At 72.5% G+C, this 19,941-nt stretch carries 20 protein-coding genes (1 of these 20 cut by a window edge); 11 read left to right on the top strand and 9 right to left on the bottom strand.

Annotated features, from left to right (window positions below; translation table 11 throughout):
• Positions 1-22 precede the first annotated feature (22 nt).
• Positions 23-1,411, bottom strand: a complete 1,389-nt coding sequence (radA, locus tag OG607_RS19110; protein ID WP_405724530.1) for a DNA repair protein RadA — start codon at positions 1,409-1,411, stop codon at positions 23-25.
• Positions 1,412-1,712: 301 nt separating this feature from the next.
• Between radA and OG607_RS19105 the strand changes: the two genes are divergently transcribed.
• On the top strand, positions 1,713-3,239 hold the full coding sequence (locus OG607_RS19105) for a BACON domain-containing protein (RefSeq protein ID WP_405724528.1): 1,527 nt from the start codon (positions 1,713-1,715) through the stop codon (positions 3,237-3,239).
• Here the strand turns inward: OG607_RS19105 and OG607_RS19100 are convergent.
• A complete protein-coding gene (locus OG607_RS19100; protein WP_405724526.1) occupies positions 3,236-4,030 on the bottom strand; it encodes a hypothetical protein in 795 nt (264 codons plus the stop codon). The two genes, OG607_RS19105 and OG607_RS19100, sit on opposite strands and share 4 nt — an antisense overlap.
• 98 nt (positions 4,031-4,128) lie before the next feature.
• Here OG607_RS19100 and OG607_RS19095 point away from each other — a divergent pair, with 98 nt between their 5' ends.
• From OG607_RS19095 to ilvD, 4 genes are all read left to right on the top strand, one after another.
• Positions 4,129-5,067, top strand: coding sequence for a Ppx/GppA family phosphatase (locus OG607_RS19095; protein WP_405724524.1), 939 nt, complete (start codon positions 4,129-4,131; stop codon positions 5,065-5,067).
• Between the two features lie 176 nt (positions 5,068-5,243).
• Positions 5,244-6,047 (top strand): sugar phosphate isomerase/epimerase, encoded by an 804-nt coding sequence (locus tag OG607_RS19090; RefSeq protein WP_329322021.1) that lies wholly within the window; start codon positions 5,244-5,246, stop codon positions 6,045-6,047.
• Positions 6,047-6,673: a TetR family transcriptional regulator gene (locus OG607_RS19085; protein ID WP_405724522.1), complete on the top strand. Its 627-nt coding sequence runs from the start codon at positions 6,047-6,049 to the stop codon at positions 6,671-6,673. Before OG607_RS19090 ends, OG607_RS19085 begins: the two co-directional genes overlap by 1 nt.
• A 131-nt stretch (positions 6,674-6,804) precedes the next feature.
• A complete protein-coding gene (ilvD, locus tag OG607_RS19080) occupies positions 6,805-8,658 on the top strand; it encodes a dihydroxy-acid dehydratase (RefSeq protein ID WP_405724520.1) in 1,854 nt (617 codons plus the stop codon).
• Positions 8,659-8,695: 37 nt separating this feature from the next.
• Here ilvD and OG607_RS19075 read toward each other — a convergent pair whose 3' ends face one another.
• The gene (locus OG607_RS19075) at positions 8,696-10,876 is read right to left on the bottom strand and encodes a protein kinase domain-containing protein (protein WP_405724518.1); all 2,181 of its coding nucleotides are present in this window, start codon (positions 10,874-10,876) and stop codon (positions 8,696-8,698) included.
• A 123-nt stretch (positions 10,877-10,999) separates the two neighbouring features.
• Here OG607_RS19075 and OG607_RS19070 point away from each other — a divergent pair, with 123 nt between their 5' ends.
• Together OG607_RS19070 and OG607_RS19065 are read left to right on the top strand one after the other, a co-directional pair.
• On the top strand, positions 11,000-11,290 hold the full coding sequence (locus OG607_RS19070; RefSeq protein ID WP_405724516.1) for an SH3 domain-containing protein: 291 nt from the start codon (positions 11,000-11,002) through the stop codon (positions 11,288-11,290).
• A gap of 85 nt (positions 11,291-11,375) precedes the next feature.
• A complete protein-coding gene (locus tag OG607_RS19065) occupies positions 11,376-12,230 on the top strand; it encodes a class I SAM-dependent methyltransferase (protein ID WP_405724514.1) in 855 nt (284 codons plus the stop codon).
• On the opposite strand, the gene OG607_RS19060 is transcribed toward OG607_RS19065, so the two are convergent.
• The 4 genes from OG607_RS19060 to OG607_RS19045 all read right to left on the bottom strand — a co-directional run bounded on the left by OG607_RS19060 (position 12,187) and on the right by OG607_RS19045 (position 15,357).
• Positions 12,187-12,639, bottom strand: a complete 453-nt coding sequence (locus OG607_RS19060; protein ID WP_405724512.1) for a hypothetical protein — start codon at positions 12,637-12,639, stop codon at positions 12,187-12,189. The genes OG607_RS19065 and OG607_RS19060 overlap by 44 nt on opposite strands.
• A gap of 33 nt (positions 12,640-12,672) precedes the next feature.
• Positions 12,673-14,193 (bottom strand): SulP family inorganic anion transporter, encoded by a 1,521-nt coding sequence (locus OG607_RS19055; RefSeq protein ID WP_405724510.1) that lies wholly within the window; start codon positions 14,191-14,193, stop codon positions 12,673-12,675.
• A 20-nt stretch (positions 14,194-14,213) separates the two neighbouring features.
• Complete coding sequence (locus OG607_RS19050) at positions 14,214-14,816, bottom strand: carbonic anhydrase (protein WP_405724508.1); 603 nt, start codon at positions 14,814-14,816, stop codon at positions 14,214-14,216.
• A gap of 139 nt (positions 14,817-14,955) precedes the next feature.
• Complete coding sequence (locus tag OG607_RS19045) at positions 14,956-15,357, bottom strand: hypothetical protein (protein WP_405724506.1); 402 nt, start codon at positions 15,355-15,357, stop codon at positions 14,956-14,958.
• 150 nt (positions 15,358-15,507) lie between these two features.
• On the opposite strand from OG607_RS19045, the gene OG607_RS19040 reads away from it, so the two are divergent.
• The 3 genes from OG607_RS19040 to proC are packed head-to-tail and all read left to right on the top strand — an operon-like array spanning position 15,508 to position 17,924.
• On the top strand, positions 15,508-16,338 hold the full coding sequence (locus OG607_RS19040) for an ABC transporter ATP-binding protein (RefSeq protein ID WP_405724504.1): 831 nt from the start codon (positions 15,508-15,510) through the stop codon (positions 16,336-16,338).
• Positions 16,335-17,072: an ABC transporter permease gene (locus OG607_RS19035; RefSeq protein ID WP_405724502.1), complete on the top strand. Its 738-nt coding sequence runs from the start codon at positions 16,335-16,337 to the stop codon at positions 17,070-17,072. The genes OG607_RS19040 and OG607_RS19035 overlap by 4 nt, the downstream gene beginning before the upstream one ends.
• A 42-nt stretch (positions 17,073-17,114) precedes the next feature.
• Positions 17,115-17,924: a pyrroline-5-carboxylate reductase gene (gene proC / locus OG607_RS19030; RefSeq protein WP_405724500.1), complete on the top strand. Its 810-nt coding sequence runs from the start codon at positions 17,115-17,117 to the stop codon at positions 17,922-17,924.
• On the opposite strand, the gene OG607_RS19025 is transcribed toward proC, so the two are convergent.
• Positions 17,925-18,506, bottom strand: a complete 582-nt coding sequence (locus tag OG607_RS19025; protein ID WP_405724498.1) for a cysteine hydrolase family protein — start codon at positions 18,504-18,506, stop codon at positions 17,925-17,927.
• 95 nt (positions 18,507-18,601) lie between these two features.
• Between OG607_RS19025 and OG607_RS19020 the strand changes: the two genes are divergently transcribed.
• Positions 18,602-19,588, top strand: coding sequence for a GlxA family transcriptional regulator (locus OG607_RS19020; RefSeq protein ID WP_405724496.1), 987 nt, complete (start codon positions 18,602-18,604; stop codon positions 19,586-19,588).
• Here the strand turns inward: OG607_RS19020 and trpS are convergent.
• Positions 19,555-19,941, bottom strand: partial view of a tryptophan--tRNA ligase gene (trpS, locus tag OG607_RS19015; RefSeq protein ID WP_405724494.1) — the end only. 615 nt of this gene lie beyond the right edge of the window; the window shows 387 of its 1,002 coding nt (coding positions 616-1,002); its start codon lies beyond the right edge, outside the window; the stop codon is at positions 19,555-19,557. The two genes, OG607_RS19020 and trpS, sit on opposite strands and share 34 nt — an antisense overlap.

The following is a 19,941-nucleotide window of genomic DNA, read 5'->3' as shown; positions in this document are numbered from 1 at the left end:
GCAAAGTTTACCGTCGGAAGGGTCAGGGGCGTGGGGTCCTCTTGGGCAGGACGCGCAGTGCGTCCCCTATGTCCGCCACTTCGGTCACTTTCATCCCGGCCGGAATCCGGCCGGGATCCGTCGGTACGAGGGCGTGGGTGAAGCCCAGCCGGTGCGCTTCGGCGAGCCGGCGCTGGACGCCCGTGACCCGCCTGACCTCGCCCGCGAGGCCGACCTCGCCGACCGCGACGAGGTTTTTCGGCAGCGGTGTGTCGATGGCGGCGCTGGCGAGCGCGAGGGCGACGGCGAGGTCCGCGGCGGGTTCTGTGAGTTTCACGCCGCCGACGGTGGCGGTGTAGATGTCCTGCTTGCCGATGGCCTTGATCCGGCCGCGCTGCTCCAGGACGGCGAGCATCATCGACACCCGCGAGTTCTCCAGGCCGGAGGTGGTCCGGCGGGGGGAGGGGATCTGCGTGTCGACGGTCAGCGCCTGCACCTCGGCGACCAGCGGCCGCTTGCCCTCCAGGGTGACTGTGAGGCAGGTGCCGGGCACCGGCTCGTCGCGGCGGGTCAGGAACAGGCCGGAGGGGTCGGTGAGGCCGGTGATGCCCTCGTCGTGCAGCTCGAAGCAGCCGACCTCGTCGGTGGCGCCGTAGCGGTTCTTGATGCCGCGGATGAGGCGCAGCCGGGCGTGCCGGTCGCCCTCGAAGGACAGGACGACGTCCACGAGGTGTTCCAGCAGGCGGGGGCCGGCGATCGCGCCGTCCTTCGTGACGTGGCCCACGAGCAGCGTGGACATGCCGCGCTCCTTGGACGCCCGGATCAGGGCGCCCGCGACCTCGCGGACCTGGGCCATGCCGCCGGGCGCGCCGTCGATCTCGGGGGAGGCGACGGTCTGTACGGAGTCCAGGACGAGGAGGGAGGGCTTGACGTCGTCCAGGTGGCCGAGCACGGCGGACAGGTCGGTCTCGGCGGCGAGGTAGAGGTGGTCGGACAGCGCGCCGATACGGTCGGCGCGCAGCCTGACCTGCGACGCGGACTCCTCGGCGGTGACGTAGAGGGTGCGGTGCCGATCGCTCGCCGCCTTGGCCGCCACATCCAGCAGCAGCGTGGACTTGCCGACCCCCGGCTCGCCCGCGAGCAGCGCCACGGCGCCGGGGACCAGGCCGCCGCCCAGCACCCGGTCCAGCTCCGGCACGCCGGTGCTGCGGGCGGTGGCCTGGCGGCCGTCCACCTGGCCGATCGGCTTTGCGGCGCTCGTGACCCGGCCGGGCGCGGTGGTGCGGACCGCCGGGGCGCCGCCCTGCTCCTCCACGGTGCCCCAGGCCTGGCACTCGCCGCAGCGGCCCAGCCATTTGATCGTCGTCCACCCGCATTCAGTGCAGCGGTAGGAGGGACGGTCCTTGGCGGTGGTACGGGTGCGGGCAGCCATGGAGAGCACGGTATCGGCTGCCACTGACAGCCCACGCCCGCATGGGGTTACGGCACGTCACCCATTGGGATGAAGTGCCTGTGCTCTTTTGGGCGGGATGGCCACCCGAACGGGTTAAAGGCCGCCGCGACACCTGAACGCGTACGTGCCATGGGCCTACCTTCACGGAGTGATGAGCAGCAGGTCTGAAACCCCGTCGCAGACAACCGGCGCGCACCGCCGGCACCGTGCTCCGGTTCAGCGCACGCGCAATGACGCGCAGGGCGGTTCCGCCGCGTCAGAGGGTGGCGTGCGCCGGCGCATGCACGGCACGCTCCCGGCGCAACCTCCGGCGCACTACGAGCCGTATCTCGACGGGCTGTTCACCTACTGCCTCTCCGTCCTGTGCGAGCACGACGCGGCCGCCGGCGCGCTCGGCGACGTACTGGCCATGGCCGAACGGCAGCGCGCCCGCCTGCACGATCCCGAGCTGCGGCGGCCCTGGCTCTACGCCCTGGCGCGCTGGGCCTGCCTGCACCGGCTGTCCCAGGACGGGCGGCCCGTGCCCGCCAAGGCCTCCTCCGACGTGGCCGCCCAGCGGCGGCGTGAGCTGTCCGCCCTGGCCTGGCCGGAGGCCGCCGGTACGACGCCGGAGCAGCGCGAGGCGCTGGAGCTGGCCGTACGCCACCAGCTCGCCCCGAACGAGGTCGCGCATGTCGTCGGCATCGAGCCCGACGCGGCCCGGGCGCTGCTCGCGCAGGCCGCCTGCGAGGTGGAACGTACCCGCGCCGCGCTCGCCGTGGTCGAGCTCGGCCGCTGCCCGGCGGTCGCCCGGCTGGCCGGGGACACCCAGGTGCTGCTCGGCACGGCGCTGCGGCGCGAGCTCGTACGCCACGTCGACGAGTGCCCCGACTGCCGCTTCACCGCCGAGCGCGCCGTCGCCACCGGCCCCTGGCCCGGTCTGGCCGCCACGACCGCCGCCACGGCCGTCCTCGCCGTCATCGAGGCCCCGCGCCCGGCCGCGTACGCCGCCCTCCTGGACTCCATGCGGGCCGGCGCCGGCCGCACCCGCGAGGGCACCCCGCGCTTCGACCGGCGCGGCTTTCCCCTCGCCGTGCGGGACCGTGCCGTCCGGCGGGCCCGGTTGAGGAATCGTGCCGTCACCTCGACGGTCATCGCCGCGGTCGTCGCCGCGCCGGTGCTCGCGCTGTGGGCCGCCACCTATCACGGCGCCTCGCTCGCCCCCGACGAGAAGGCGGACGACGGCTCCTTCTCCGCGCCGGAAGGCGGCGGCCTCGACGGCCTCGACGGGCACCTCTACGAAAAGGCCGGCGTCGCGGATTCGGCTCGGCCCGGGCTTATGCCCAGGGTCAGGGTCTCCGTGGCCTCCGCGAGCCAGTTGGGGTCGCCCGCCGCGTCCCTGAGCGCCACGCCCTCGCGCACCGCCTCCTCCGGCCCCGACCGCTCCGTCCCCGGGCCCGGCCGCCTCACGGTCGCGGCCGAGCCGCGCGGTGACGTCACGGTCATCACCCTCACCGCCGACGGCGGCTCCGACGTGCGGTGGTCGGCGTCCACCGGCGCCTCCTGGCTGCGGCTCAGCCGCGACAGCGGGGTGCTGCGGCCCGGCGACAGCACGACCATCACCGTCGCCGTCGACCACGCCTCCGAGCCGGCCGGCCCCTGGACCGCCCGCATCACCTTCGCCCCCTCCGGCGCCGTCGTCACCCTCCAGGGCACGGGCCGCCCCGCGGACTCGCCTTCGGCGGACCCGACGCCTTCCGCGACGGATCCTTCTCCGACGGGCTCCGACCCGTCGGAGCCATCCGACGCCGGTACCCCGTCGGACTAGGGCAGCGGTGACGGGTCCGCCGGATGCGGGGCCAACGGCAGCAGCGCGGCAAGCCGCGCTTCGCACAGCTCGACCAGGGCTCCGTAACCCGGCGCACCCATCAGTTCCGTCAGCTCGGCCCGGTACGAGACGTAGACCGGCTCCCCCGCACCGTGTGCGGAGGTCGCGTTCGTGCACCACCAGTGCAGGTCGTGGCCGCCCGGCCCCCAGCCGCGGCGGTCGTACTCGCTGATGGAGACCTGCAGCACCCGCGTGTCGTCGGGCCGGTCGATCCAGTCGTACGTACGCCGGATCGGGAGCTGCCAGCAGACATCGGGCTTGGTCTCCAGCGGCTCCAGGCCTTCCCGCAGGGCGAGCGTGTGGAGCGCGCAGCCCGCGCCGCCGGCGAAGCCGGGGCGGTTGAGGAAGACGCAGGCTCCCTCGTGGCGGCGGGTCTGGCGCTCGCCCTCCTCATTGACCTCGGCCCATTCGAGGCCGTGGAACTGCCAGGTCTCGGGGGTGAGCCGCTCCGCGTGGGCGGCGACGCGCTTCTCGTCGTCATCGTCGGAGAAGTGGGCGCCCAGGGTGCAGCAGCCGTCGCTGGCGCGGCCGGCCTCGATGCCCTGGCAACCCTGGCCGAAGATGCAGGTCCAGCGTGAGGTGAGCCAGGTCAGATCGCAACGGAAGACCTGTTCGTCGTCGGCGGGATCGGGGAATTCAACCCATGCGCGGGGGAAGTCCAGACCGGTCTCGTCGGACGGGGGGTCGTGCTGTTGCTTCTTCGACTTCTTGGTGTTTGCCGTCTTCGCCACAATGCCAGGGTAAACACGTGAAGCTAATTGAGTGGCCGCACCACGTGGGCGTACCCCGGTTGTCCCGGGCAGGCGCACCGCGCAGTACCTTTCCGGGCATGAGACTCGGTGTCCTCGACGTGGGTTCGAATACGGTTCATCTGCTCGTCATGGACGCGCACCCGGGGGCGCGCCCCCTGCCCGCCTACTCCCACAAGGCGGAGCTGCGGCTCGCGGAGCTGCTCGACGCCGACGGCGCGATCCGCGACGACGGGGTGGACCGGCTGATCGCCACGGTCGCGGAGGCTCTGGAGGTCGCGGAGGACAAGGGCGCGGAGGATGTGCTGTCCTTCGCCACGTCGGCCGTGCGCGAGGCGGCCAACGGCGAGCAGGTGCTGGCCCGGGTCGCGCGGGAGACCGGCGTACAGCTGACGGTGCTGTCCGGCGAGGAGGAGGCGCGGCTGACCTTCCTGGCGGCGCGCCGGTGGTTCGGCTGGTCGGCTGGTCGGCTGCTGCTGCTGGACATCGGCGGCGGTTCGCTGGAGGTCGGCTACGGGATGGACGAGGACCCGGACGCGGCGGTGTCGCTGCCGCTGGGCGCGGGCCGGCTGACCAGCGGGTGGCTGCCGGGCGACCCGCCGGCGGCGGAGGACGTACGCGCGCTGCGCAAGCATGTGCGGGCCGAAATCGCCCGTACGGTGGCGGAGTTCAGCAGGCTCGGACGCCCGGACCACATAGTGGGCACCTCGAAGACGTTCAAGCAGCTGGCCAGGATCGCGGGCGCGGCGCGCTCCGGGGACGGGCTTTACGTGCAGCGCACGCTCAGCCGCCGCCAGCTGGAGGAGTGGGTCCCGCGGCTGGCCGCCATGACGGAGGCGGAGCGGATGGCCCTGCCGGGGGTGTCGGAGGGACGGGCCCGGCAGCTGCTGGCCGGGGCGCTGGTGGCGGACGCGGCGATGGACCTGTTCGGGGTCTCTGAGCTTGAGGTCTGCCCGTGGGCGCTGCGGGAGGGCGTGATCCTGCGCAAGCTGGATCTCATGGTCAACGAACGAGGCTGACAACGGGTCTGGCAACGGGGCTGACAGCTGCCTGACCGATTACCGCCCAGTGTTGATCGCGTCACGTCGGCCGGGATCGATGTGACGTCCGGCCGACCGGCCGCCGTACGCTGTTCCCCGTGGCCCAACCAGCAGACCCGAAGGCGTACGCCGACGCGCTCGCATCCGGGCACGCCGTGCGCGTGCCGGACGCCAAGGTCGCGCTGTCCACGGCCTCCGTCTACCCGGAGTCCACGGCCACCGCTTTCGAGATCGCGGCCCGCCTCGGCTACGACGGGGTCGAGGTCATGGTGTGGACGGATCCCGTCAGCCAGGACATCGAGGCGCTGCGCAGGCTGTCGGACTACCACGAGATCCCGATCCTGGCCGTGCACGCGCCCTGCCTGCTGATCACCCAGCGGGTGTGGTCCACCGACCCGTGGATCAAACTGCAGCGTGCGCAGGCGGCCGCCGAGAAGCTGGGCGCCTCGACCGTCGTCGTCCACCCGCCGTTCCGGTGGCAGCGCAACTACGCCCGCGACTTCGTCAGCGGCATCTGGCGGATGGCGGACGAGACGGACGTCCGCTTCGCCGTGGAGAACATGTACCCCTGGCGCTACCGCGACCGCGAGATGCTCGCGTACGCCCCCGACTGGGACCCCACCAAGGACGACTACCGGCACTTCACGGTGGACCTCTCCCACACCGCCACCGCGCGCAGCACGGCCCTGGACATGGTCGACCGGATGGGCGACCGGCTTGCGCATGTGCACCTTGCCGACGGCAGCGGCTCCGGCAAGGACGAGCACATGGTGCCGGGGCGCGGCACCCAGCCCTGCGCGGAGCTGCTGGAGCGGCTCGCGGGGCGCGGCTTCGACGGCCATGTGGTGATCGAGGTCAACACCCGCCGCGCGATGTCGGCGGCCGAGCGGGAGGCGGACCTGGCGGAGGCACTGGCCTTCACCCGGCTGCACCTGGCCGCCGCCGCGCAGGTCGGCTGATGCCCGCGAAGCCCGCGCCGCAGCGAGCGGAAACCGCCCCGCGCAGGCGCGGCCGCCCCGCCGGGGCCCGGGCGGGCGACGCCGGCACCCGCGACCGGATCCTGGCGGAGGCCCGCACCGAGTTCTCCGAGCGGGGCTACGACAAGACCTCGATCCGCTCGATCGCGCGGGCCGCCGGGGTGGACTCGGCCCTGGTCCACCACTACTTCGGCACCAAGGAGCAGGTCTTCGCCGCCGCGATCGAGCTGTCCTTCGCCCCTGCCCTCGGCGCCCCCGGCGCCCTCACCGGGGACCCGTCCCGGCTCGGCGAGCGGCTGGCCCGCTTCATGTTCGGCATCTGGGAGTCGCCGGGCACCCGCGAGCCCCTGCTGGCCATCCTGCGCTCGGCGGTCAGCAACGAGGCCGCGGCGGCCGTGTTCCGCGACATGGTCACCCAGCGGCTGCTCCTGCCTGTCGCGGGCGGGCTGGACGTCGACCGGCCGGAGCTGCGCGCGCAGCTGGCCGCCGCGCAGCTGATCGGGATCGCGATGCTCCGCTACGTCATCAAGGCCGAGCCGCTCGCCACCGCCGACCTCGACGACATCGTGGCCATGGTCGCCCCCACCCTCCAGGGCTACCTGACCTAGGTCCCTGAAGGGGCGCGGGCGCCGTCCGCCACCTGGACAACCCGTCCGCCATGCGGACACGGTGCCGGAGGCGCCACCCGCAGGCGTACGCTCGAAGGTCCAATGACGCAATGGTAGGGAGTGGAGCAACCGTGCCCGAGCTGAGGTCACGTACGGTCACCCACGGCCGCAACATGGCAGGAGCCCGCGCGCTCATGCGCGCGAGCGGCGTGGACAGCGCCGACATCGGGAAGCCGATCATCGCTGTCGCCAACAGCTTCACCGAGTTCGTACCGGGCCACACCCACCTCCAGCCGGTCGGCCGGATCGTCAGCGAGGCGATCAAGGCCGCGGGCGCCGTGCCGCGCGAGTTCAACACCATCGCGGTCGACGACGGCATCGCGATGGGCCACGGCGGCATGCTCTACAGCCTGCCCTCCCGGGACCTGATCGCGGACTCCGTCGAGTACATGGTCGAGGCGCACTGCGCGGACGCGCTGATCTGCATCAGCAACTGCGACAAGATCACGCCGGGCATGCTGCTGGCCGCGCTGCGCCTGAACATCCCCACCGTCTTCGTCTCCGGCGGCCCGATGGAGGCCGGTAAGGCCACCCTCGTGGACGGCACGGTCCGCACCCTCGACCTGGTCGACGCGATCTCCGACGCCGTCAACGACAACATCTCCGACGCGGACATCCTGCGCATCGAGGAGAACGCCTGCCCGACCTGCGGCTCGTGTTCCGGCATGTTCACCGCCAACTCGATGAACTGCCTCGCCGAGGCCATCGGCCTGGCCCTGCCCGGCAACGGCTCGGTGCTGGCCACCCACACCGCCCGCAAGGCGCTGTACGAGACCGCGGGCCGCACGGTCGTCGACATCACCAAGCGCTACTACGAGCAGGGCGACGAGAACGTCCTGCCGCGCAATGTCGCCACCTTCGCGGCCTTCGAGAACGCCATGGCCCTCGACATCGCCATGGGCGGCTCCACCAACACGATCCTCCACCTCCTCGCCGCCGCCCAGGAGGCGGGCGTCCCCTTCGGGCTTCCCGAGATCGACGCCGTCTCCCGCCGCGTCCCCTGCCTGGCCAAGGTCGCGCCGAACGTCGCGAACGGCCGGACGTACTACATGGAGGACGTGCACCGCGCCGGCGGCATCCCCGCCCTGCTGGGCGAGCTGCACCGCGCCGGGCTGCTCAACGAGGACGTGCACTCCGTGCACAGCGCCTCGCTCGCGGACTGGCTCAAGACCTGGGACGTCCGCGGCGGCTCCCCGTCCCCCGAGGCGCTCGAACTGTGGCACGCCGCCCCCGGCTGCGTCCGCTCCGCGACCGCCTTCTCGCAGTCCGAGCGCTGGGACACCCTCGACACGGACGCGGCCGGCGGCTGCATCCGCGACGCCGAGCACGCGTACTCCAAGGACGGCGGGCTCGCGGTCCTCAAGGGCAACCTGGCGGTGGACGGCTGCGTCGTGAAGACCGCCGGCGTCGACGAGTCCATCTGGACCTTCGAGGGCCCGGCCGTGGTCTGCGAGTCCCAGGACGAGGCCGTGGAGAAGATCCTCCGCAAGGAGATCACCCACGGCGACGTCGTCGTCATCCGCTACGAGGGCCCCAAGGGCGGCCCCGGCATGCAGGAGATGCTCTACCCGACGTCCTTCCTCAAGGGCCGAGGCCTCGGCAAGACCTGCGCCCTCATCACCGACGGCCGCTTCTCCGGCGGCACCTCGGGCCTGTCCATCGGCCACGCCTCCCCCGAGGCGGCCTCCGGCGGCACCATCGCCCTCGTGGAGGACGGCGACCGGATCCGCATCGACATCCCCGGCCGGACCATCGAGCTCCTGGTCTCCGACGACGAGCTCGCCACCCGCCGCGAGGCCCTCGGCGGCCGCTACGCCCCCAAGGCCCGCGAGCGGAAGGTCTCGGCCGCCCTGAAGGCGTACGCGGCCATGGCCACCAGCGCCGACAAGGGCGCGGTGCGGGACGTCGGCCTTCTGGACGGCTGAGCGTCCTGTCCCACGCGTACGGACCCCTCCCGCAGGCCTACCAGCGGGAGGGGTCCTTCGCGTCCACGGCGAAGACCGTGCCGTCCGGCGCGCCGGCGTACACCCGGCCCCCGGCGGCGACCGGCGCCGGGACGGACTGCACGTAGCCGCTGGAGTCCTTGCCGAGCCGGGCCCTGGTCTGGCCGAGAGGGCCGCCGTTCTTCGCGTCGAACGCCAGCAGGCGGCCGTCGGCCGCGGTGAGGTACAGCCGGCCCCCGGCGACGACGGGCAGCGAGGCCTCGGTGACGGAGGTCTCGGTACGCCAGAGCTGCTTGCGCAGGCCGGTGTCGACGGCGACCAGCGCGCCGCCGTAGCCGAACACGTAGACGGTGCCGCCGCGCACCGCGGCCTGGGTGCCGCCCAGTGGCAGGGCGAGCGGCACGCGCACCGTCGTGCGGTCGGCCAGGTCGTAGCGCACCACCGCGTCGGTCCGGGAGTCGGCGTCGGCCGCGGTGAAGTACAGGGCGCCACCGGAGGAGCCGACGGGGGTGAGATTGCCGTCGAGGCGCCGCTGCCACTGCTGGGTGCCGTCGGCCGGATCGACCGCGGTGACCAGTGTGCTGGCCCCGTCATCGGCAACCTCGACCGCGTAGAGGGAGCCGGAATCGCCGTATGTCGCGAAGACCGGTCTGGTGTGTCCGGGCAGGGACCGGTGCCAGCGCTCCCGCCCCGTCGCGCTGTCGACAGCGGTCACGCCACCGCCCGGCGCGATGAGCAGGACGGTGCTGCCCGCGCTGTAGTAGGAGCCGTGATACGAGGACATGTCGAAGCCCCAGCGGGTCTTTCCGGTGTCCGGGTCGAGCCCCTCCAGCCGGGAGCCGTCGCCCGTGACGACGCGCAGGACGCCGCCGGTGAGCACCGGGGCGAGCTGCTTGGCGCCGTCGGCCACGTCCGCCGATTCGGGCCGTGACCACACGACCTCGCCGGTGACCGGATCCAGCTTCGCCGCCTTGAGCCCCGGCTGGACGCAGAACAGGTCCTGCGCCGCGTAGGAGCACAGCGGCGTCCCGGTCCCGCCGCCGGTGACGGGCGAGGCGGCCCAGGGCCGGAAGGCCGTCCCGGTCGCCGGACTGCTGCCGCCGCCGTGCGGCGCGCCACCGGAGCTGCCCTCCTCGCCGCCCGTGAACCGCTGGGACACCAGGACCCCGGCAGCGCTCAGCACGACCAGTGCCGCTCCCGCCGCCGCCATGCGCCCGGCCCGGCGCGGGCTCCGCCGTTCCGGCTCCGCCACGAGATCCGGCGCCGATGCCGGGCCGGGCGAGTGGGTCGGGCGTTCGCCCGGGTGGGGCCTGCGCTGCGCCGGGATGAAGCCTTCCGTGTCGAAGGCCGTGAACAGCTGAGTGTCGTACGAAGCCGAAACCGACCGCAGCTCCGTCAACAGCTCGTCCGGGGTGGGCCGTTCCTCCGGCTCCTTCGCCAGACAGCGCTCGATCAGCGGCTGCAGGTCGTCCGGAATGCCCTTCAGGACCGGCTCGTCGTGCACGACCTGGTACGCCACGATGTACGGGCTGTCCGAGTCGAACGGCCCGCGCCCGCTGGCGGCGTGCACCAGTACGGACGCCATCGCGAACACGTCCGCCGCCGGCCCGACCTCCCGGGGCCGCCGGAACTGCTCGGGCGCCATGAACGGCGGCGTACCGATGATCTTGCCGGTCTCCGTGCGCAACGCGCTGTCCGACGGCCGGGAGATGCCGAAGTCGATCACCTTGGGTCCGTCGGCGGCGAGCAGCACATTGCTCGGTTTCAAGTCACGGTGGACGACACCCGCCCGGTGAATATCGCGCAGCGCCTCCGCCAGTCCCGTCATGACGTGCCGCAACTGCGCGGGAGGCAGCGGGCCGTTCCGCTTCACGTATTCCGACAGCGTCGCCCCGGGCACGAACAGCGTTGCCATCCACGGCCGTTCCGCCTCCGGATCGGCGTCCACCACGGACGCCGTGAAGGCTCCGCTCACCCGCCGGGCAGCCGCCACCTCCTGCCGGAAACGTGCCCTGAACTCAGGATCCGCCGCGTACTCCGTGTGCACGACCTTCACCGCGAGGCGCTTCCCGGAGGACGAGCGCGACAGATACACGACGCCCATCCCGCCGGAACCGAGCACGGTCTCCAGCGGGTACTGCCCCGCGTATTGCGGATGTTCCGCTTCCGGGCCACTCCGGCCCCTGTAGAGCGGCGGCATCCCACCACCCCCGTGAGTTCGACACTGCCGCGACGCACGGAGCCTAGTCGATGACCGGAAAATACGATGGCCGACTTGCTAGCCTGCCCATGACAGAGCGTGAAACTCACGGGGGAGGGCCTGATGGCCGAGGAAAGTGCAGAACTGAGTGCCGCGATAGCGGATGTGACCACCTACCCGGTAGCTCCAGGCGTGCGGCTCAACGTCCGCAGCGGCCCCGGCACCAGCTACCAGATCGTCAAGGTCCTGCCCTACAACGTCCGCGTACCGATCTACTGCCAGAGCCCCGGCACCAAGGTCAGCGGCTACTACGGCACGACGAACATCTGGGACAACATCGGTCCCAACCAGTTCGTCTCCGACGCGTACGTGAACACCGGCAGCGACGGCTACATCGCCCCGCGCTGCGCGTAGCGGTGACCTGAGGGGTTCACCGGGTCCGTCCGGTGGCGCACCAGGCCGCGCATAGCCGATCCCCGGCCCGGGGCAGGATCACCTCATGACCGACAGCCCGTCGCTGAGCGTCCTCGCCACCTCCTTCAACTCCATAGCCGCGCTCTACGCCACCGCCCGCCCCGACTACCCGGCCGCCCTCTTCGACGCCGTCGAGGAACTCGCCGGACGGCCCCTCGCCGGCGCCGACGTCCTGGACGTCGGCGCCGGCACCGGCATCGCCACCCGTCTGCTGCGCGAACGCGGCGCGCGCGTGACGGCCGTGGAGCCCGGCTCCGGCATGGCCGCCCAACTACGCGCCGACCAGCCGGACCTGCCCCTCGTACGCGCCGACGGCAACGCGCTCCCGTTCACCTTGGAAACCGCGGACTTCGTCACGTACGCCCAGGCCTGGCACTGGACGGACCCCGAGCGATCGTTGCCGGAAGCCATACGCGTGCTGCGCGAGGGCGGCGCGCTCGCGCTGTGGTGGAACAAGCCCGACCTCGGCGTCCGGTGGGCGGCGGAGCAGCAGGAGCGCCTGCGCACCCGGCTCGCGGGGTTCCACTCCCACGGCATCTCACGTCGCAGCACCACCGAGACGATCATGGGCCGCTCCGGTGCGCGCCTGCGCGTCGTGGAGCACGAACTGCGCTGGACCAGGCGCGTTTCCCTGGACGGGCACCTGGCCAACCTCGCGACGCACTCCTACTTCTCCGTGCTCGGCCGGCAGGAGCGCGACGCGCTCCTGGCCGACGAGCGCGCGGAACTGCTCAAGTTCCACCCCGACGGCATCGTGGATGAGCCCTACCGGGTCGACCTGACGGTCGCGATCAAGGCAAAGGCCGAGGGCGAGGCCGACCATAGGACTTACTGGGCTAGCCGCGACGGGAAGCCGCGACCGACCCCACAACACCGATGACCCCCGCCACGAGGGCCGCCCGCCACAGTCCGTCCCACAGGCTCCCGAAGAAGCCCTCGGAGCTGAGGATCTGCCGCATCACGAAGTCCGTGACGAGCAGCGCCGCGGCCGGGACGGCGGCGACCTTCCAGGGATGGGCCCGTGCCCAGCGCCGTATGCGGTGATCGGTGCCGGTCTTGCGGCCGAGGACCGCCCCCGTACCGCCGACCAGGAAGAAGAGCATCAGGGCGACGGACAGGGAGCCGGTGAGGATACCGAGCCCGAAGTCGCCGCCGATGGTCTTGAGGGCGAGCTGCACGCCGCCGCCGATCGCGCCCACGGCGGCGGCGGCGCCCCAGGGCCCAAGGGATGCCGAGGCGACGGCGAGCTGCCGCTTCTCGGCCCGGGACACATCAGTGGAATGCCTCATACCTCCAACGGTCCTGCGCGCGCGGACCGAACGCTATAGGGGATGACCCTGAGACGGCCCCGACGCAGCCGGTGCCGCAGCCGGTGCCGCGACGACGACCCGGTGCTCGACCCTCACCGGCTCCACCCCTTCCCCGTTGTGCCGCTCGGCCCAGCCCAGCAGAGCCAGTTCGCAGGCGTGGTCCAGGTGCCGCAGCCGCCGCAGGTCGAGCCGTATCACCCGGTCACGCGGCAGCGCCTCCAACTGGTCGAGCAGCTTCGGCAGTCGCAGGAAGGTGGCGTTGCCCAGGACCCGTACGCACAGCAGGCCCTCGCCGTCCGGCTCGTCGATCTCCAGGTGGACGTGCGAGGTCTCCCACGCGGTCTTCACGATCGCCATCAGCAGCCCGAGCAGCACCCCCTCGAACATGTTGGTGACCACGATCGCGCCCGCAGTCACCGCCAGGACCACCGCCTCGCCCCGGTGTTCACGCCACAGCGGCACCAGGTCCTTCACCGGGATGAGCTTCCAGCCCGCCAGCACCAGGACCCCCGCGAGCGTCGCCACCGGGATCATGCCGAGCGCGCCCGGCAGCAGCACCACGAAAACCAGCAGCCACGCCCCGTGCAGCACCCGCGAGGCCTTGGTCCGCGCCCCCGCCTGCAGATTCGCCGCGCTGCGCACGATCACCGCGGTCATCGGCAGCGCGCCGAGCGCCCCGCACACCGCGTTGCCCGCGCCCTGCGCCATCAGCTCCTTGTCGTAGTCCGTACGCGGCCCGTCGTGCAGCCGGTCCACCGCCGCCGCGCTGAACAGGCTCTCGGCGGAGGCGATCAGCGTGAACGCCAGTACCGTGCCGATGGTCCCGAGGTGCGCCAGCTGCGCGAACTCCGAGCCGCCGGGCGGCTGTACGGCGTCCAGCAGCCCCTTCACCTCGACCCGCGCGACCGGCAGGCCGAACACCGCCGTGGCCGCCGTGGCCAGCGCGACCGCCGCCAGCGACCCGGGCACGACCCGCACCGCTGCAGGCAGCCTCGGCCAGAGCACCAGCAGCACGATCGTGCCCGCGCCGACCGCCAGCGCGGTCAGCGCCCTGCCCGAGGAGATCGTGTCGCCCACCAGGCCGGGCAGCCCGGCGAGCTTCGCGAGGCCACTGCTGGGCGCCTTCGCATCGGCCAGCGCGTACACCTGCCCGGCCATCAGGACCAGCCCGATGCCGGCCAGCATGCCGTGCACCACGGCCACCGATATCGCCCGGAACCAGCGGCCCAGCCGCAGCGCGCCCATGGCCAGCTGCAGCAGCCCGGCGGCCAGCACCAGCGCGCCCAGCGCCCGCAGGCCGTACGTCTGCACGGCTTCGTACACCAGCACCGTCAGCCCGGCCGCCGGGCCGGACACCTGCAGGCTGCTGCCCGGCAGCAGCCCGGTGACCAGGCCGCCGACGATGCCGGTGACCAGGCCCAGCTCGGCCGGCACCCCGGAGGCGACGGCCACGCCCACGCACAGCGGCAGGGCGACGAGGAAGACGACGAGCGAGGCCGTGAAATCGGCCCGCAGAGATGCGAATCGGGACATGAAACTGGACATGTGGCGGCTCACAGGGGAAGGAAGGCATCAGCGGACGGCCGGTGGGCGAGCACGAGCCCCGTGTGTATCTCGTAGAACCACCCGTGCAGCCGGAGCCTGCGTTCCGCCAGCCGCTCCCGCACGCAGGGATAGCCGCGCAGCCGCTCCAGCTGCGCCCGCACATGCCGCTGCACCGCGGCCGTGACCTCGGGGCCGTCGTCGTCCGGCAGTTCGTCGTCGACCTGCTCGGTCAGCCAGTCGCGCACCGACGGCACGCCCGCGAGATCGTCGCCGCGCGCCATGGCCCCGACGGCGCCGCAGTGCGAGTGCCCGCACACGACGATGTCGCGTACGCCGAGCACCCGCACCGCGTACTCGATCGTGGCGGCCTCGGAGCTGGGCCCCTGCCCGTCCCGGTACTGCGGCACGGCGTTGCCCGCCGTCCGCAGCTCGAACAGCTCGCCGGGCCGGGCGCCCGTGAACAGAGCGGGGATCACCCGGGAGTCCGAGCAGGTGATGAACAGGGCCAGCGGGGACTGGCCGGTGGCGAGCCGAGCGAACTCCTCGCGTGCCTGGTGGTGGTCCGCAATCCGGTCGCGGAAGTTGCGGGCATGGTCGATGAAGGTCTGCATTGGGGGATGCCTCCGTTACGTCCCAGGCGCCCGTGAGGGCGAGCGGAAGGGGCGGTGAGGTGTTGCATTGCGTGTGGGGGGTTACCGAGGTGTGCGCGGGCGGGCGCCGGCAGCGCCTGTCACGCGCCTGCCGTGCCTGTCAGCAGCGGAACACCTGGTGGGCGACGGGCAGCTCGTCGGATCTGCCGGATCTGCTCAGCGGAGTCGACTGCCGGGCCGAGCGCGGCGCGGCGGCCGGGGCGTCGGGGCCGTCGCCCGGGTCGGCGTCGGCGGGGCCGTCGTACGCGGCCGCTCCCGAACGCTGGGACGGCGACGGCGCGAAGGGGGAACCGGGCAGCACGAGCCGCAGACCGCCGATGCCGCCGGGCCGCCCGGGGCAGTCCTCGCGCTTCGGCTCGGCGCGCTCGGCGCGCTCCGCCCGCTCGGCGCGGCCGGGGGAGGTGACGGAGTGGGCCGAAGCGCACTCGACGCCGAGGAAGAGGGTGAGCAGCACGGCCGCGAACAGGGCCAGGGCACGCGCAACTCCCCTGGTCCGGTTCATGGTTCACCCCACCCCGTCGGTTCTGGTCGTGATCTCCATATGACCAGATCCCAAGACCATTTTGCAATCCCTTGGGTAAACCCTCCGTAAACAACCGGTCACCGGGCGCGCCTCTTGACGGGGGTCGTACGCCGGAGCATTATTCAGCGTATGGTGAATAAACTGCCCGAGGCGGCCCCTCAAGCCACCCAAGCCGCCACAGCCGACCGCCCCGACCGCGACCCCGCCGTCCGCGCCCACGCCCTGACCGTCGTCCGAGGCGGCCGCACCGTCCTGGACAACCTCGACTTCGCCGTGCCGCCCGGCCGGATCACCGGCCTCCTCGGCCCCAGCGGCTGCGGCAAGTCCACCCTCATGCGCGCCATCGTCGGCACCCAGGCCCATGTCACCGGCACCCTGGACGTCCTCGGCCTGCCCGCCGGTCACCGCACCCTGCGCTCCCGCGTCGGCTACGTCACCCAGGCGCCCTCCGTCTACGAGGACCTGACCGTCCGCCAGAACCTCGACTACTTCGCCGCCGTCCTCGGCGCCCCCCGCGCCGACATCACCCGCGCCATCGCCGACGTCGACCTCACTTCCCACGCCGACGCCCTCGCCGGCAACCTCTCCGGCGGCCAGCTCGGCCGTGTCTCCCTCGCCGTGGCTCTCCTCGGCGAACCCGAGCTCCTCGTCCTCGACGAACCCACCGTCGGCCTCGACCCCGTCCTCCGCCGCGACCTGTGGGCCCTCTTCCACCGCCTTGCCGCCGACCGGGGCACCACCCTCCTCATCTCCTCCCACGTCATGGACGAGGCCGAGCGCTGCCACCGCCTCCTCCTCATGCGCGAAGGCCGCATCCTGGCCGACGACAGCCCGGCCGCGCTGCGCGACCGTACGGGCACGGAAACCGTCGAAGCCGCCTTCCTCCATCTCGTGGACGAGGCGAACTCCCGCCAGGACACGAGCACCGCCACCACCGCCCCGCAAGGAGAGTCCCGGTGAACACGTCCCGCACCCTCGCCACCGCCCGCCGGGTCCTGCTCCAGCTGCGCCACGACCCGCGCACCATCGCCCTCATGATCGTCGTGCCCTGCGTCCTGCTCGCGCTCCTGAACTGGGTCTACGACTCCACCCCCGGCACCTTCGACTCCGTCGGAGCCTCACTGCTCGGCATCTTCCCGCTGATCACGATGTTCCTGGTCACCTCCATCGCGACCCTGCGCGAACGCACCTCCGGCACCCTGGAGCGCCTGCTCTCCATGCCGCTCGGCAAGGGCGACCTCCTCGCCGGCTACGCCCTCGCCTTCGGCGCCGTCGCCGTCGTCCAGGCCTGCCTCGCCACCGGCCTCGCCGTCCTCGCCCTCGGCCTCGACGTGACCGGCTCCGCCTGGCTGCTGCTTCTGGTCGCCCTCGCCGACGCGTTCCTCGGCATCGCCCTGGGGCTGTTCGTCAGCGCCTTCGCCGCCAGCGAGTTCCAGGCCGTCCAGTTCATGCCGGCCGTGCTCCTGCCGCAGATCCTGCTCTGCGGCCTGCTCATGCCCCGCGACCGTATGCAGCCGGTCCTCGAGGCCGTGTCCAACGTGCTGCCCATGTCGTACGCCGTCGACGGCATGAAGGAAGTCCTCACCCACACCGGCGTCACCGGCGACTTCGTCCGCGACCTAGCCGTCGTCGCGGCCTGCGCCGTACTCGCCCTCGCCCTCGGAGCCGCGACCCTGCGCCGACGCACGGCTTAGGGGCCGCGCCGATGCCGCACGCGCAGGTGCGAAAATGGCCCCATGACGCAGAAAGTGGCAGTCCTCGGCACCGGCAAGATCGGCGAAGCGCTCCTCTCGGGCATGATCCGGGCCGGCTGGTCCCCGGCCGACCTCATGGTCACCGCCCGCCGCGCCGAGCGCGCCGAGGAGCTCCGCGGCCGCTACGGGGTCGAGTCCGTCACCAACGCCGAAGCGGCGAAGATCGCCGACACCCTGATCCTCGCCGTCAAGCCGCAGGACATGGCAACCCTGCTCGACGAACTCGCCCCGCACGTTGCCGCCGACCGCTTGGTCATCAGCGCCGCGGCCGGCATCCCCACCGCCTTCTTCGAGGAGCGGCTCGCCGAGGGCATCGCCGTCGTACGCGTCATGCCCAACACCCCCGTCCTCGTGGACGAGGGCATGTCCGTCATCTCCGCCGGCAGCCACGCCACCGAGGCCCATCTCCTCCGTACCGAGGAGATCTTCAACCCCGTCGGCAAGACCCTGCGCGTCCCCGAGAAGCAGCAGGACGCCGCCACCGCCCTCTCCGGCTCCGGCCCCGCCTACTTCTACTTCCTCGTCGAGGCCATGACCGACGCCGGCATCCTCCTCGGCCTGCCCCGCGCCCAGGCCCACGACCTCATCGTCCAGTCCGCCATCGGCGCCGCCGTCATGCTCCGCGACTCCGGCGAACACCCCGTCAAGCTCCGCGAGGCCGTCACCTCCCCGGCCGGCACCACCATCAGCGCCATCCGCGAGCTGGAGAAGCACGGAGTACGCCACGCCCTCATCGCCGCCCTGGAGGCCGCCCGCGACCGCAGCCGCGAACTGGCCTCCGGCAACGGCTGATCAGCCCAGCAGTTCCGCGGTCGTAACCACCCGGGCGAAGCCGCCGCCGTGCAGCGACACCGCCGTCGCCCGCGACAGCTCCTCGGCGGTCGCCGTCCACCCGAAAGGCCCCTCCGCCAGGTCGAACGTGTGCATCGCGTCCAGCGGGAAGATCACGTCATACCCGAGATTCCCGCCCATCCGGGCCGTGGTCTCGTTGCACATGTTCGTCTGGATTCCGACGATCACGATCTGCCGCACCCCCGCGCCCTTCAGCCACGCGTCCAGGTCCGGCTCGCCGTAGAACGCCGAGTTCACCGTCTTCGTCACCAACAGCTCCGGGCCGCTGCCCTTGCCCCGGCGCTGCTCCACGAGGTCCTTGAAGGCGTTGCCCCAGTACCCCGGCCGCAACGGCCCGCAGTCCAGATCCGCCGAGTCGTGCCGTACGAACACCACCGGCCGCCCGGCCGCCTGCCACGCGTCGATCACCGCGGCGATGTTCTCCTCCGCCGCCGGATTGTCCCGGCGCCCCCACACCTCCTCGGCCTCGAAGCCCTTCTGTACGTCCACGACGATCAGTGCCGCGTTCTCCGATATCTCCATGCCGTCGATCGTGCCGCCCCGCGCACACCGCCGACAGTGGCGGCAACGCTCACCATCGATGGGAACCCGCCAAGCCCTCTGCCACACTGGCCACCATGTACCGCGTGGCGCTCGTCGCCTTCCCCGGCATCCGCAGCTTCGACGTCGCCGTCATCACCGAGGTCTGGGGCGCCGGCGGCCACGGCCCCGGCGTACCCGACTTCGAACTGCGCCGGGTGGCCGCCGACCCCGGCCCCATCCCCATGCCCGGCGGCCTCACCCTCACCCCCGACCGCCCCCTGTCCTGGCTCGCCGACGCCGACCTCGTCGTAGTCCCCGGCCTGGAGGACCCCGCCGACCCGGTGCCCTCCGCCGTCCTCCACGCCCTGCGCCGGGCCCACGCCGCCAGGACACCGACCGCCGCCCTGTGCGCCGGCGCCTTCGCCCTGGCCCAGGCCGGCCTGCTCGACGGCCGCCGCGCGGTCACCCACTGGCAACTCGCCGACCTCCTCGCCGGGCTCCACCCCGACGTCACCGTCGAACCCGACGCACTCTTCGTCGAGGACGACGGCCTGTGGACCTCCGCCGGAGTCGCCGCCGGCATCGACCTCTGCCTCCACCTCGTCCGCACCGCCCACGGCGCCGAAGCAGCCGCCGCCATCGCCCGCTCCATGGTCACCGCCCCCTTCCGCACCGGCACCCAGGCCCAGTTCATCGAGCACCCGACCCCCACCGCCGACCGCGACGCCGACGCGCTCGCCGGCGTACGCGAACGAGCCCTCCGCCACCTCCACGACCCCCTCACCGTCGCCGACCTCGCCGCCTGGGCCGGCATGTCCCCCCGCTCCTTCACCCGCCACTTCTCCTCCACCACCGGCACCACCCCGCTCCGCTGGCTCCTCGACCAGCGCATCGCCGCCGCCCAGAAGCTCCTCGAACGCACCGACCTCCCCATGCCCGAAGTCGCCCGCCGCTGCGGCTTCGGCAGCGAAGTGACCATGCGCCAGCACTTCGCCGCCCGCCTCTCCACCAGCCCCCGCGACTACCGCCGCGCCTTTCACCCCGCTGGTCACCCCGCCGGCAGCAGCCCGATCGCCCGGTAAGCCGCATCCACCCTCGGCCGTGCCAGCCCCCGGGCCCGCTCCGCCCCCGCCCGCAGCACCCCGTCCACATACCCCGGGTCCGCACACAGCTCCGCATGCCGCGCCCGCAACGGCCGCAGCTCCTCCACCACCGCTTCCGCCGTGTCCTTCTTCAGAGCCCCGTACGAGTCGTAGTCCTCGGCCAGCGCCGCCGGCTCCCTCCCCGTACAAGCCGCCAGGATGTCCAGCAGATTCGCCACCCCGGGCTTCGCCTCCCGGTCGTACTCCACCTCCCGGCCACTGTCCGTCACAGCCCGCATGACCTTCTTCCGGACGACCTCCGGCTCATCGAGCAGATAGACGATCCCCGCCGC

The sequence above is a fragment of the Streptomyces sp. NBC_01537 genome, assembly GCF_045040445.1.
Lineage (GTDB): Bacteria > Actinomycetota > Actinomycetes > Streptomycetales > Streptomycetaceae > Actinacidiphila.
The sequence above is the reverse complement of the archived record's forward strand: the minus strand, read 5'-3'. Positions and strand labels throughout refer to the sequence as shown.